The organism is Ruegeria arenilitoris (assembly GCF_013030985.1).
GTDB lineage: Bacteria > Pseudomonadota > Alphaproteobacteria > Rhodobacterales > Rhodobacteraceae > Ruegeria > Ruegeria arenilitoris_B.
Window position 1 is genome coordinate 208859 of the sequence record NZ_WPYP01000002.1, and the last position, 12938, is coordinate 221796.

11 protein-coding genes are annotated in these 12938 nt (G+C 59.8%); 4 read left to right on the forward strand and 7 right to left on the reverse strand.

The window, feature by feature from the left end:
- Nucleotides 1-52 precede the first annotated feature (52 nt).
- The gene (gene scpA / locus GOX88_RS06870; RefSeq protein WP_170400450.1) at nucleotides 53-2179 is read right to left on the reverse strand and encodes a methylmalonyl-CoA mutase; all 2127 of its coding nucleotides are present in this window, start codon (nucleotides 2177-2179) and stop codon (nucleotides 53-55) included.
- Between the two features lie 168 nt (nucleotides 2180-2347).
- Here scpA and GOX88_RS06875 point away from each other — a divergent pair, with 168 nt between their 5' ends.
- Nucleotides 2348-2794, forward strand: a complete 447-nt coding sequence (locus GOX88_RS06875) for a DUF4174 domain-containing protein (protein WP_170400451.1) — start codon at nucleotides 2348-2350, stop codon at nucleotides 2792-2794.
- A gap of 76 nt (nucleotides 2795-2870) precedes the next feature.
- Here the strand turns inward: GOX88_RS06875 and GOX88_RS06880 are convergent, their stop codons facing one another.
- Nucleotides 2871-4916 (reverse strand): acetyl-CoA carboxylase biotin carboxylase subunit, encoded by a 2046-nt coding sequence (locus tag GOX88_RS06880; RefSeq protein ID WP_170400452.1) that lies wholly within the window; start codon nucleotides 4914-4916, stop codon nucleotides 2871-2873.
- Between the two features lie 114 nt (nucleotides 4917-5030).
- Nucleotides 5031-5234 (reverse strand): hypothetical protein, encoded by a 204-nt coding sequence (locus tag GOX88_RS06885; RefSeq protein ID WP_170400453.1) that lies wholly within the window; start codon nucleotides 5232-5234, stop codon nucleotides 5031-5033.
- 650 nt (nucleotides 5235-5884) lie between these two features.
- On the opposite strand from GOX88_RS06885, the gene GOX88_RS06890 reads away from it, so the two are divergent.
- Entirely contained in the window at nucleotides 5885-7036 is a 1152-nt protein-coding gene (locus GOX88_RS06890) for a DcaP family trimeric outer membrane transporter (protein ID WP_170400454.1), read from the forward strand.
- 87 nt (nucleotides 7037-7123) lie between these two features.
- Here GOX88_RS06890 and GOX88_RS06895 read toward each other — a convergent pair whose 3' ends face one another.
- The 3 genes from GOX88_RS06895 to GOX88_RS06905 form a co-directional block, all read right to left on the reverse strand.
- A complete protein-coding gene (locus GOX88_RS06895; RefSeq protein ID WP_170400455.1) occupies nucleotides 7124-7477 on the reverse strand; it encodes a hypothetical protein in 354 nt (117 codons plus the stop codon).
- Between the two features lie 133 nt (nucleotides 7478-7610).
- Nucleotides 7611-8096, reverse strand: coding sequence for a DUF6497 family protein (locus GOX88_RS06900; protein ID WP_170400456.1), 486 nt, complete (start codon nucleotides 8094-8096; stop codon nucleotides 7611-7613).
- 98 nt (nucleotides 8097-8194) lie between these two features.
- Entirely contained in the window at nucleotides 8195-9727 is a 1533-nt protein-coding gene (locus GOX88_RS06905; RefSeq protein WP_170400625.1) for an acyl-CoA carboxylase subunit beta, read from the reverse strand.
- 183 nt (nucleotides 9728-9910) lie between these two features.
- Between GOX88_RS06905 and GOX88_RS06910 the strand changes: the two genes are divergently transcribed.
- Nucleotides 9911-11116, forward strand: a complete 1206-nt coding sequence (locus GOX88_RS06910) for a multidrug effflux MFS transporter (protein WP_170400457.1) — start codon at nucleotides 9911-9913, stop codon at nucleotides 11114-11116.
- Nucleotides 11117-11181: 65 nt separating this feature from the next.
- Nucleotides 11182-12579 carry a helix-turn-helix domain-containing protein gene (locus GOX88_RS06915; protein WP_170400458.1) on the forward strand — a complete coding sequence of 466 codons (1398 nt, stop codon included), beginning with the start codon at nucleotides 11182-11184 and terminating at the stop codon, nucleotides 12577-12579.
- 75 nt (nucleotides 12580-12654) lie between these two features.
- Here the strand turns inward: GOX88_RS06915 and GOX88_RS06920 are convergent, their stop codons facing one another.
- Nucleotides 12655-12894 carry a YdcH family protein gene (locus GOX88_RS06920; protein WP_170325806.1) on the reverse strand — a complete coding sequence of 80 codons (240 nt, stop codon included), beginning with the start codon at nucleotides 12892-12894 and terminating at the stop codon, nucleotides 12655-12657.
- Nucleotides 12895-12938 lie beyond the last annotated feature (44 nt).

Sequence of the window (12938 nt, forward strand, 5' to 3'; positions counted from 1 at the left end):
TTTCGTCAAAGGCGCAGGATCACAAGATTTTTCGTCGAAAATCTTGGTGGGGTCAGCCTTTGGCCTCGCCGATCAAACGCAGGATGTCCTGCGCGGCCTCGGGGATATTGGTGCCTGGCCCGAAGATCGCCTTGACGCCGTGATCATAGAGGAACTGGTAATCCTGCTGCGGGATGACACCACCACAGATCACGATGATATCCTCGGCCCCTGCCTTTTTCAGCTCTTCGACCAGCTGCGGTGCAAGTGTTTTGTGCCCCGCCGCCTGCGACGAAATCCCGACCACGTGCACGTCATTGTCCACCGCATCCTGTGCAGCTTCGGCCGGGGTTTGGAACAATGGTCCAACATCCACGTCAAACCCGATATCGGCAAAGGCGGTGGCGATCACCTTGGCGCCCCGGTCGTGCCCATCTTGGCCCATCTTGACGACCAGCAGACGGGGACGACGACCTTCTGCCTCGGCGAACTCTTCGATGGATTTCTGGATCGCGGCAAAGCCTTCGTCGCCTTCGTAGGCCGCACCATAGACACCGGCCAGAGTTTTCACCTCGGCGCGGTGACGACCGAATTCCTTTTCCATTGCCATGCTGATCTCTCCTACGGATGCGCGGGCGCGGGCGGCCTCGACCGCGGCAGCCAGCAGGTTTCCACCCTCTTGGGCAGCCTTGGTCAAGGCGGCCAGCGCCTGTTGGCACGCAGCCTCATCCCGGGTGGCGCGGATACGTTCCAGACGCGCGACCTGAGCCTCGCGCACGGCGACGTTGTCGACATCCAGAATGTCGATCGGGTCTTCCTGCTCCTTGCGGTATTTGTTGACGCCGACGATCACCTCGTCGCCCCGGTCGATCATGGCCTGGCGCCGCGCCGCACTTTCTTCGATCCGCAGCTTGGGCATGCCGGAAGCGACGGCCTTGGTCATGCCGCCCATCTCTTCGACCTCTTCCATCAGGGCCCAGGCTTTTTCGATCAACTCGCTGGTCAGGCTTTCGACATAGTAAGAACCCGCCAGCGGATCGACCACATCGGTCACGCCGGTCTCTTCCTGCAGCACCAACTGCGTGTTCCGCGCGATGCGGGCCGAGAAATCAGTTGGCAGCGCGATCGCCTCGTCCAGAGCGTTGGTGTGCAGCGACTGGGTGCCGCCCAGAACCGCGCTCATCGCTTCATAGGCGGTGCGGATCACGTTGTTATAGGGGTCTTGTTCCTGCAGCGACACGCCCGAAGTCTGGCAGTGGGTGCGCAGCATCTTGGACCGCTCGGATTTCGCGCCGAAATCTGTCATCACCCGGTGCCACAACGTACGGGCCGCACGCAGCTTGGCGATTTCCATGAAAAAGTTCATGCCGATGGCAAAGAAGAACGACAGACGGCCCGCGAACTTGTCGACGTCCATCCCGGCTTCGGTCGCAGCGCGCACGTATTCGCGCCCATCGGCCAGCGTATAGGCCAGCTCTTGCACCAGGTTCGCCCCGGCCTCTTGCATGTGATAGCCCGAGATCGAGATCGAGTTGAATTTCGGCATCTCGTTCGACGTGTATTCGATGATGTCCGAGATGATCTTCATCGACGGCTCAGGCGGGTAGATATAGGTGTTGCGCACCATGAACTCTTTCAGAATGTCGTTCTGAATGGTGCCGGACAGGACAGACTTGTCATGCCCCTGCTCTTCGCCTGCCACGATGAAGCTCGCCAGGATCGGGATCACCGCGCCGTTCATGGTCATCGAGACCGAGACCTTGTCCAGCGGGATGCCGTCGAACAGGATTTTCATGTCTTCAACGCTGTCGATGGCAACACCGGCCTTGCCGACATCGCCCACAACGCGCGGGTGGTCACTGTCATAACCGCGGTGCGTCGCCAGATCGAAGGCAACTGAAACGCCCTGCTGGCCCGCAGCCAGATTGCGGCGATAGAAGGCGTTCGATTCCTCGGCGGTCGAAAAACCCGCATACTGACGGATCGTCCACGGACGCCCGGCATACATCGTCGCCTTCACGCCGCGCGTGAACGGCCCAATCCCGGGCAGCGAGCCCATATGCGGCAGATCGGCTGTATCGTCCTGCGTATAAAGCGGTTTGACGTCGATGCCTTCCAGTGTCTCTCTGGTCAGGTCTTCCAGTGGACGACCGCGCAGCTCTTTCTCGGCCAGCGCCTGCCAGTCTTTCGTATCGGTCATAGCGATATCCTTTTCTCAATTCGGGTCGCGGCAGGGCATGACCCCCGCGATATGATGTTCGGGATGGCCGATCCGGCCGCGATCAGACGCAAGATTTTGAACGTCTGGTGCAATTCGCCGGTCGCATTCGCCGGCGCAGGGGCTATATTCAATGCAACAGGAGGCCCCATGACACGAACGCTTGCCCTTGTTTTCTCGGCACTATTCCCGCTGGCAGCGATGGCCGCCGACGGGACTGCACCGGCAGAGGACGAATTCGTCCGCCCTGCTGGTGACAGCGAACTCAGCGAGTTTCTCTGGGTCAACCGGCCCATCATTGTCTTCGCCGACACGCCCGCCGACCCGCGGTTCCAGCAGCAGATCGACATGCTGGTCGAGGGCGAAGCAGCCATGCGCGACCGCGACGTGGTCGTACTGACCGATACCGACCCGGCCTCGCGGTCCCCGATCCGGTCGGAGTTGCGGCCACGCGGGTTCCAGATGGTGTTCGTCGACAAGGACGGCGTCGTTAAGCTACGCAAACCGTCCCCTTGGAGCGTGCGCGAGATTGGCCGGTCCATCGACAAGACCCCCCTGCGCCAACGCGAGATTCGCGAACGGCGCGAGGGCGGCTGAGCGCTTTCGCCACGCCCAAGGCCTCCGGCGCGAAACGCCGGGGACCCAGTGCGATATGGCAAAAGCGCGGTCATGATCACTCGAACTCGATGATCACATCGTCCACGGCGAGGCTGTCGCCGGGGCCTGCGTTGATCTTGGCGACGGTGCCCTTCTTCTCGGCGCGCAAGATGTTTTCCATCTTCATCGCCTCGACGGTGCACAGCGCCTGACCTTCCTGCACCTCCTGACCCACTTCGACGTCGATCTTCACGATCAGGCCGGGCATCGGGCAGAGCAGCATTTTCGAAGTATCGGGCGGCAGCTTCTCGGGCATCAGCCTGGCCAGTGCGGCCTGATGCGGACGGCGCACATGCACTTTCAGGTCCGCGCCCCGGTTGCGAATGCGGAACCCGCCCGAGATTTTGCCGACCTTCATGACCAGCGGGCTGCCGTCCACATCAACGACGGCCAGCTGATCGCCCGGGGTCCAATCCGACACAACGCGCAAGCTTTCTCCGTCGGCAAACTTGACGGTCGCGCCCTCTTTGTCGGCCTTGACCTTGACGTCGAACTCCTGCCCCTGCAGCGCCACGTTCCAGCGCTTGCCGACCTTGCGTTCGTGATTGTCCATACGGCCTGAAACACGCGTGCGACGGATCTCGGCCACACGGTACATCGCCGCGCAGGACGCCGAGATCCGGCGCAGATCAACTGCGGACAGCTCAACACCTTCGAACCCGTCCGGATATTCCTCGGCAATGAACGCAGTCGTCATGTCGCCGCTCACGAATTTCGGATGGTCCATCACAGCGGACAGGAATGGCAGGTTGTGGCCAATACCTTCCACCTCGAAACTGTCCAGCGCCACGCGCATCGCTTCAATCGCCTGCTCGCGGGTCGGGGCCCAAGTGCAAAGCTTGGCGATCATCGGGTCGTAATACATGCTGATCTCGCCGCCCTCGTAGACGCCGGTATCGTTACGAACTGCAGCGTCGCCTTCGGGCGCGTCACCCTGCCATTTGCCGTTGACCAGCATCGGGCCAGCGGCCGTTTCCTGCGGCGGGCGATAGCGGGTCAAACGGCCGATCGATGGCAGGAAGCCACGATACGGGTCCTCGGCATACAGACGGTTTTCAATGGCCCAACCGGTCAGGGTCACGTCATCCTGAGTGATCGTCAGCTTCTCACCCGCAGCAACCCGGATCATCTGTTCGACCAGATCGACACCGGTGATCAGTTCGGTCACCGGGTGTTCCACCTGCAGGCGGGTGTTCATTTCGAGGAAGTAGAAGTTCTTCTCACCATCGACGATGAACTCCACCGTACCGGCGCTGGCATAGTTCACCGCCTTGGCCAGAGCGACCGCCTGTTCCCCCATCGCCTTGCGGGTCTCGGGGTCAAGGAACGGCGACGGTGCCTCTTCCACAACTTTCTGGTTCCGGCGCTGGATCGAGCATTCGCGTTCGCCCAGATAGATGCCGTTGCCGTGGCTGTCACACAGAACCTGAATTTCGATGTGACGCGGCTGGGTCACGAATTTCTCGATAAAGATCCGGTCGTCACCGAACGAGTTCGCGGCCTCGTTTTTGGAGGATTGGAAACCCTCACGCGCCTCGTCATCGTTCCACGCGATCCGCATGCCTTTGCCACCGCCACCGGCGCTGGCCTTAATCATCACCGGATAGCCGATGTCGTTTGAGATTTTCACGGCCTCATCCGCGTCCTCGATCAGGCCCATGTATCCGGGAACCGTCGAAACGCCCGCATCCTGAGCGATCTTCTTCGAGGTAATCTTGTCCCCCATGCTTTCAATCGCGCCAACCGGGGGGCCGACAAAAGCCACGCCTTCGGCTTCCAGCGCCTCGGCGAATTTCGAGTTTTCGGACAGGAAGCCATAGCCGGGGTGAACCGCCTGCGCGCCGCTTTGGCGGATAGCGTCCATCACCTTGTCGATCACGATATAGGACTGGTTCGCGGGCGGGGGACCGATGTGAACGGCCTCATCCGCCATCGACACGTGCAACGCGTTTCTGTCCGCGTCCGAGTATATGGCAACGGTGCCAATGCCCATTTTACGAGCGGTCTTGATGACCCGGCAGGCGATCTCGCCCCTGTTGGCGATCAGGATCTTGTTGAACATGGAACGTCCTTTGTCTTGGTGTTCTGGAAACGCAAAACGCCGCCGCAGGGCATGAACCCCGCAACGGCGTATTGCGCGATGACGGTCGGGGCGACGGGCGCCCCGCAATTTACGTTAGTAGCAGTTCTTCTGCGTCTTGCAGTAAAGCACGTTGCCGGCGGCACCGACTGCCGCTCCGACGAACGGATCGGCCCCCAGGACCGCCGAACCCAGCGCCCCTGCGCCACCGCCAAGCAAGGCCTGTTCGCCGGTCGAGTCGCCACAGGCCGCAAGCCCCGCGCAGGTCGCAACTGCCAGGATGAGTTTTGAGATTCGCATACGCTCTGCCCCTTTTGGTTTTTTGATGCGTCGGGGCGCAGATGGCGTAAGCGGGGGTTGTTATTCAATAACAGCCCCCAAAAATCTGCATTTTGCGCAGATTTATGCCGCTTTAAGCGCAGAACACGCTCAAAGAAAAACGCGGGCGAGGTTTTGTGAGTTTCACAAACCTGCCCGCGGAAGGAAGGGGTACGGAATAGTAGGTGCTTGTGCGGCGCAGGCAAAGTAGAGCCGCACGGCCCGTTCACATTGCACGGCACAATAACGGCCGCAAACAAAGTATTGTTTCCAAGCGAGATTCCGGCTGGAATTCGCCCATACGCTGAATCTGCGCGCAGAATTGCGCCGACACCCTGCACCGCCCGGCGCGCGATACCGACCGCCCACCCTGTCACATTAGCGTTACAAAACTCACTATCGATCCGCGTTTCTGCATGTGCATCATCACGGCTTGTCACGACCCAAGGCAGCAAAATTTCGTTCGCAACCGTATGGTTAACCGATCTGTTCACCCAGTTGTGAAATTCATCGTGCCCTCGCACAATTTTCCTTGAGAAATCAAGCCATTTCCGTCCCGTTCTCGTGATTTCCCACGCTGACATTTGCGTGAAACCTTGCCCGTGCACTTCTGCACACAAGGGAACACCCACATGATTATAAAGAGAAAAAAGGCATTCCTGCTTGCTGCCTCTGCTCTTGGCGTGTCCGGCACGCTGGCCTTTGCTCAGGATGCCGAGACCCAGGCCGAACTGGATGCGTTGCGTGCCCGGATCGAAGCGCTGGAATCCACAGGGCCAGGCGCCACGCCCGGGGAATTCAGAATCGGCAACACCACTCTGGACGTCTACGGCTATGTCAAAGCCGACTTCTTTTATGACTTCGAGTTCGACCAGGGCGACACCGCATTCGTGAACGTCATCGGTGAGCCCTCGGCTGCCACTGACGGCACCTTTGGCGCCACTGTACGTCAGTCGCGAGTCGGTTTGCTGACCACCACACCCAGCGCCATTGGCGATATTGGCGGTCAACTGGAGGTTGATCTTTTTGCGTCGAACGGCACCGCCGAATTTCGACTGCGCCACGCCAATATCCGAATCGGGGACACTTGGCTGATCGGTCAGTACTGGACCAACTTTCAGCCGCTGGACACCTATCCGACCTCGGTCGAATTCAACGGCCCCGTTGGTATTGCCTTCGCCCGTGTACCGCAGGTCCGCTACACCAACAGTTTCGGGACAAACACGTCCTTTGCCGTTTCGGTCGAAGAAAACGTCGGTGGGTCGAATTCGGATGATCCGGTGCTGACTGCCTCGGCAGAGTTCAATGACGGCACCTATATCGCCCGCGCGTCGGCCCTCTATGGCAAGGCCGAAGGTGGCGGGGTCGAGGTAGACCAGACCGGCTTTACCTTGTCCGGATCGGTGCGCCCATGGGCGGGTGGCCTGTTTCAGGTCAACTACGTGACCGGCGAGGCGCTTGGCCCCTATCTGATCGGCCTTGGTGATGCCGTTGTTGGCGGTCAGGCCAACGACGTGGACGGCTACACCATCGAATTCCGGCAGGACCTTGGGGAAAAGTGGAATGTCGGCATCGCTTACGGCAAGGAAGATTATGACCTGCCCACCTCGACCGGCACGTTGTCCTTTACCGAGCTGGAGACGATACACGTCAACGCCTTCTACCAGGCAACGGAGAATCTGACGCTGAGCGCCGAGTACATCTATGGTGAACGGAACGACGAACCTACAGGCCGGACCTTTGACGGCAACCGTGTTCAGGTCGCCGCACAACTGAATTTCTGAACGCACAGAACCACCCTGCCCGCGACCGGGCAGGGTTTTTTCCGAAGGTACCTCCGGATGGATATGTGCGACAGCGGTCTGCACGGCTCAGCGCACCCCGTCGAAGATATCGGGGAACGACATCCGCGCCGCATCCACATCGATCACCAGCAGCGCGTCATAGCTGGCCGGATCAAACGGATCCTCAGCCGGAATCACTTCACGCTCGAACAGCCAGCTCAGGCGGCCGGCGTCCAGATTGCCACGCTCGAATGGCTGATCCCCGAAGGTCTGCCACAGCGCTTCCATGAATGCCGCATCCGCACGACGGTCGGCGGGTTTGCGATCGCGAAACCGCTCGCGCCGCGTAATCGGTGTAACCCCTTTGGGGTTGGCCCGGCGAATGGTGAACTGGAAATCCGTCCCCGGAAGGCGTCCGGGAAAACCGCGGTGCTTCAGCATGTCGGCACCTCACTGTTCACAGTAATCAGGGAAGCAGAGACGCCCCCAAAAGCAGACGGAATCATATCGCGCACCTCCAAAGCCGCATGGGTGTTCAGAAACGCTCTGAGGTGGTGAAAACGGGGTTTCATGGTCAGAGCCCCTCCCAGATACATTGGGATTGCTCCAACCGGTAGGCTTCAAAGAACTGAGTGGCATCAGGTTCAGATCGACCGAATTCGACAGGCCTGTCAGACAGCGAGATCACAACACGTGCCGGATCAAGCTCGTGATGCGCCACATAAGCAACCGCGAGGGTCTGGCAAAGGTGCTGCATGTCGCTCGAGGCGACGTCATAACCAATGCGCCCAGCAGTGTAACCGATCTTGGGCGCGACGAAACGGAACCTGACCCACAACTCGCCCGGGTTGTTGTCCAACAGTACATCGCTCAGATGCACGGGCTGCCCCGAGGGAACAGGCAACAGGTTGTCGGCTTGCGCAACAGCAGTAGATGACCATCCGAGACACATCAGAATAAAGGCGCGACCCCAGCCCCGGTTGACGCGGGCTCCTCTCTCCGGGGTCGCGCGCGCATGGCTTGTGGCCCGCGCTTTTCTATGTCTGATACGGTCAGTCATCTATCAGCTTTAGTCTCAAAGTCAAACTTGGATCCGACAGTCACGCTATGATCCGCCTAAGGAGTGAACTCTGCCAGGCGGATCATTCGAGCCCCCCCTTACAGCGGGATGTTGTCGTGCTTCTTCCACGGGTTTTTCAGCTGCTTGTTGCGCAGGCTGGCAAACGCGCGCGACACACGGCGACGGGTGGATTGCGGCATGATCACCTCATCGATGAATCCACGCTCGGCGGCGACGAAGGGGTTGGCGAACCGGTCCTCGTAATCCTGCGTGTGCTGCGCGATCTTTTCCGCATCGCCCAGATCGGCGCGGTGGATGATCTCGGTCGCCCCCTTGGCACCCATCACCGCAATCTCAGCGGTGGGCCAGGCATAGTTGAAATCGCCGCGCAGGTGCTTGGAGGCCATAACGTCGTATGCACCGCCGTAAGCTTTACGAGTGATCACGGTGACCTTTGGAACGGTGGCTTCACCATAGGCGAACAGCAGCTTGGCGCCGTGCTTGATCACACCGCCATACTCCTGCGACGTACCCGGCAGGAAGCCCGGCACGTCCACCAGCGTCAGGATCGGGATCTCGAAACAGTCGCAGAAGCGCACAAACCGCGCGGCCTTGCGCGAGCTGTCGATGTCCAGACACCCGGCCAGAACCATCGGCTGGTTGGCCACAACGCCCACGGTCTGCCCTTCCAGGCGGATGAAACCGGTAATGATGTTTTTGGCGAAATCCTCCTGGATTTCGTAGAAATCGCCCTCATCCGCCACTTTGGTGATGAGTTCCTTCATGTCGTAAGGCGTGTTCGGGTTGTCCGGGATCAGCGTGTCCAGCGAGGTCTCGACCCGATCAGGTTCGTCAAAGAACGGGCGCACCGGAGGTTTCTCGCGGTTGTTGAGCGGCAGGAAATCGACCAGACGGCGCACTTCGGCCAGCGCCTCGACATCGTTTTCGAACGCGCCATCGGCGACCGATGACTTCTTGGTGTGGGTCGACGCCCCGCCCAGTTCCTCGGCGGTGACAACCTCGTTGGTGACGGTTTTCACAACGTCGGGGCCGGTCACGAACATGTAGGACGTGTCTTTGACCATGAAGATAAAGTCGGTCATTGCCGGGCTGTAAACAGCGCCACCGGCACAGGGGCCCATGATCACACTGATTTGCGGCACCACGCCCGAGGCCATGATGTTGCGCTGGAACACCTCGGCATACCCCGCCAGCGAGGCTACGCCTTCCTGGATTCGCGCACCGCCCGAGTCGTTGATTCCAATGACCGGCGCGCCGTTCTGGATCGCCATATCCATGATCTTGCAGATTTTCTGTGCATGGGTTTCCGAAAGCGAGCCACCAAACACGGTGAAATCCTGACTGAACACATAGACCATCCGGCCGTTGATCGTGCCCCAGCCGGTGACCACGCCATCGCCTGCAGTCTTTTGTTTTTCCATCCCGAAATCGGTACAGCGGTGGCTGACGAACATGTCGAATTCTTCAAAGCTGCCTTCGTCCAGAAGCAGTTCGATCCGTTCGCGCGCGGTCAGCTTGCCACGCCCATGCTGCGCGTCGATACGCTTTTGCCCCCCGCCCATCCGGGCATCGTTGCGGCGGTCTTCAAGCTCGGTAAGGATGTCTTTCATGGCGCTCATTCCCTGTGAGATTTCGGGCGACACTATACGCATACGCATCAGGTCCAAAGCATCTTTCGGCAAATTTGCAAACTTACCGCAACAAACTTCTGGAAAACTGTAAATTTGCTAAGTATCATCGTGAAACGCAGTCTTGGATAGCATTCCCTGAAACGGCCACTATACCTGTGAACCATGCAGTTCAGTTCATCCCGGGCGCACCGCTCGCCCCCTACGATCTCAACGCTGGTTTTACTATCTGGGCTGTCCGCGCTCAGCCTGAACCTGTTCCTGCCAAGCCTGCCAAACATGGCGCTGCATTTTCAGACTGACTACAAAGTCATGCAGCTGTCGATTGCGCTGTACCTTCTGGTCAATGCAGTACTGCAGATTCTGATCGGCCCGATTGCGGACAAGGCCGGGCGCCGCCCTGTCATGCTGTGGGGGCTGTCGCTGTTTCTGATCGCCACGCTGGGCTGCATCTACGCCCCGAATATCGAAGTATTTCTGGCCTTCCGCATGTGCCAGGCCATTGTGGTGGTGGGCATGGTGCTCAGCCGGGCGGCGGTGCGCGACCTGTACGATCAAGATCAGGCCGCCTCGATGATCGGCTATGTGACGATGGGCATGGCAGTAGTCCCCATGATCGGTCCGGCGATTGGCGGCCTGCTGGAAGAGAGCTTTGGCTGGAAGGCCAATTTCTGGCTACCCTTCGCACTGGGCGCGATGACGCTGGCACTGACCTATGTCGACTTTGGCGAAACTTCAGCCAAAAGCGGCAAGACACTGATACAACAATTCCGCGAATACCCGGAGTTGCTGCGCTCACCCCGGTTCTGGGGCTATTCGCTGTCCTCCGCTTTGTCTTCGGGTGCGTTTTTCGCCTATCTGGGTGGAGCACCCTTTATCGGCACCGAACTCTTCGGCCTCAGCGCCGCTCAGGTCGGTATCTATTTTGGCGCGCCCGCCGTTGGGTATTTCTTCGGCAACTTCTTCAGCGGGCGCTATTCGGTCCGGTTTGGCGTGAACCGGATGGTGTTCTGGGGATGCTGGCTGAACGCAATCGGCGTCGCCCTGTCGGCCATCCTGTTTCTTGCAGGCTTCGGCACTGCGCTCAGCTTTTTCGGCTTCATGACCTTCGTGGGCATCGGCAACGGCATGACAATCCCCAATGCCACTTCGGGCGCGCTGTCTGTGCGGCCCCATCTGGCCGCCACCGCCTCGGGCCTGAGCGGCGCAATCATGCTGGGCGGCGGTGCTGGCCTCAGCGCCCTGGCCGGAGCCTTGCTGACCCGCGAAACCGGTGCGATGCCACTGCTATGGCTTATGCTGGCCACATCCGTCCTGGCAATCTGTGCCATCGCCTCGGTCATAAGACGCGAAAGACATCTGGGCCTGTAACACGACTTGCACCGATCGGTTTGCAAAGTTAGCCTGCAGCGACAGAAAAGTTGCAAAGGCACGCCATGGCCACCCAAAAACTTTATGCCGGTGCAAAGCTGCGTGAAATGCGCACGCGCCTGACCCTGACGCAAAAGGAATTCGCCACGAAACTGGGGGTTTCGCTGCCCTACCTGAACCAGATGGAGAACAACAACCGGCCGATCTCGACCACGGTTGTCCTGGCGCTGGCACAGGAATTCGGCATGGACGTAACCGAGCTGAGCACCGGCGACAGCGAACGTCTGGTCTCGGATATGCGCGAGGCGTTGGCTGATCCGGTTTTCGACGACATGCCGCCGCTGGCCGATCTGCGTTTAACGGCCTCGAACGCTCCCGCGCTGGCCCGTGCCTTCATCGCACTGCACAGAACCTACCGCCAAACGCACGAACGGCTGGCTTCGCTGGACGAAGCACTCGGTCGTGAAGACGCACAGATCCAGGCCAGCCCGTGGGAGGAAGTGCGCGACTTTTTCCACTATTGCGACAATTACATCGACGCGGTCGACCGCGCGGCTGAGCGATTTTCTCAACGAGCCGAAGAGGCCGGAGGCATTCGCGCTGCAGCCATAAACAGCTTGGGAGAGCGTGGCATTCGGGTGCAGTTCGTGGACATTCCCGAAACCCGAAAATACGACGCCGACAGCAAAACGCTGAAACTCTCGTCGCGCACGGCACCGCAGACGCAGGTGTTTCAATTGCTGCTACAGGTGGCGCTGATCAGCCAGGACAAGCTGCTCGAAGCCACGCTGGATTTTGCCAAGTTCCAAAGCGACGAGGCCCGCGCCATCGCCAAAATCGGCCTGGCCAATTATTTCGCCGGGGCTTCGCTGATGCCCTATGATGTGTTTTTGGCCGCCGCACAGGATTACCGGCACGACCTGGAACTGCTCAGCAATCGGTTTGGCGCATCCATCGAACAGATCGCACACCGACTTTCGACGATGCAGCGCCCCGGCGCCAAGGGTATCCCGTTTTTCTTCGTGCGCGTCGACCAGGCGGGCACCATCACCAAACGCCACTCGGCCACGCGCCTGCAATTTGCCCGCTTCGGCGGCGCCTGCCCCCTGTGGAACGTCCACCGCGCCTTTGAGACCCCAGGCCATTTCTTGCGGCAACTGGCGGAAACACCGGACGGCGTTCGCTATATCTCACTGGCAAGGGATGTATCGAAATCAGGCGGCTCTTACGGCGCGCCCGTACGCCGCTATGCCATCGCATTGGGGTGTGAGGTTCGGCACGCAGAGGCTCTGGTCTACGCCGACAACCTCGATATCAACAACGCAAGCGCATACGAACCCATCGGCATTTCCTGCCGCATCTGCGAGCGGCAAAACTGCCACCAGCGATCAGTTCCACCATTGGAACGCCGCCTGGCCATCGACGCCCATACCCGCGGCACCCTGCCCTATGAAGTCACCTGATCTTCACCTGGCTTGAAAACACCTCGGGCGAGTCGCGGCCTGCCGCGACGGGGGCAGAGCCCCCGCCCTTTTGCCTCAGGCCTTCGACAGGATCGACCAGATTTCATCCTTCAGCGCAGCGCGCTTCTTGCGCAACTCGCCTTCGGCCAGATCTTCCATCGGCTCAATATTGGTTTCCGCGCGGTGAACGACGCGGTTGACCTCGTGATACTCATCCGCCAGCCGGGCAAAATGCGCATCCGATTGCTTGAGCTGGCTCATCAGTTCGACTTTATCCGGAAACTCTTCGGCCAGTTCATGCGGGGTGTGGGACATTCCTGTTCGCTCCTAAAATATGTCGTTGCGATTCAGGTCTATAG

What these genes read in the sequence shown, in the direction of transcription:
- GOX88_RS06915 (WP_170400458.1), top strand. Translation starts at nt 11,182, where the DNA reads ATGGCCACCCAAAAACTTTATGCCGGTGCAAAGCTGCGTGAAATGCGC.
- GOX88_RS06890 (WP_170400454.1), top strand. Translation starts at nt 5,885, where the DNA reads ATGATTATAAAGAGAAAAAAGGCATTCCTGCTTGCTGCCTCTGCTCTT.
- GOX88_RS06905 (WP_170400625.1), bottom strand. Translation starts at nt 9,727, where the DNA reads ATGAAAGACATCCTTACCGAGCTTGAAGACCGCCGCAACGATGCCCGG.
- GOX88_RS06900 (WP_170400456.1), bottom strand. Translation starts at nt 8,096, where the DNA reads ATGACTGACCGTATCAGACATAGAAAAGCGCGGGCCACAAGCCATGCG.
- scpA (WP_170400450.1), bottom strand. Translation starts at nt 2,179, where the DNA reads ATGACCGATACGAAAGACTGGCAGGCGCTGGCCGAGAAAGAGCTGCGC.
- GOX88_RS06880 (WP_170400452.1), bottom strand. Translation starts at nt 4,916, where the DNA reads ATGTTCAACAAGATCCTGATCGCCAACAGGGGCGAGATCGCCTGCCGG.
- GOX88_RS06920 (WP_170325806.1), bottom strand. Translation starts at nt 12,894, where the DNA reads ATGTCCCACACCCCGCATGAACTGGCCGAAGAGTTTCCGGATAAAGTC.
- GOX88_RS06910 (WP_170400457.1), top strand. Translation starts at nt 9,911, where the DNA reads ATGCAGTTCAGTTCATCCCGGGCGCACCGCTCGCCCCCTACGATCTCA.
- GOX88_RS06875 (WP_170400451.1), top strand. Translation starts at nt 2,348, where the DNA reads ATGACACGAACGCTTGCCCTTGTTTTCTCGGCACTATTCCCGCTGGCA.
- GOX88_RS06895 (WP_170400455.1), bottom strand. Translation starts at nt 7,477, where the DNA reads ATGCTGAAGCACCGCGGTTTTCCCGGACGCCTTCCGGGGACGGATTTC.
- GOX88_RS06885 (WP_170400453.1), bottom strand. Translation starts at nt 5,234, where the DNA reads ATGCGAATCTCAAAACTCATCCTGGCAGTTGCGACCTGCGCGGGGCTT.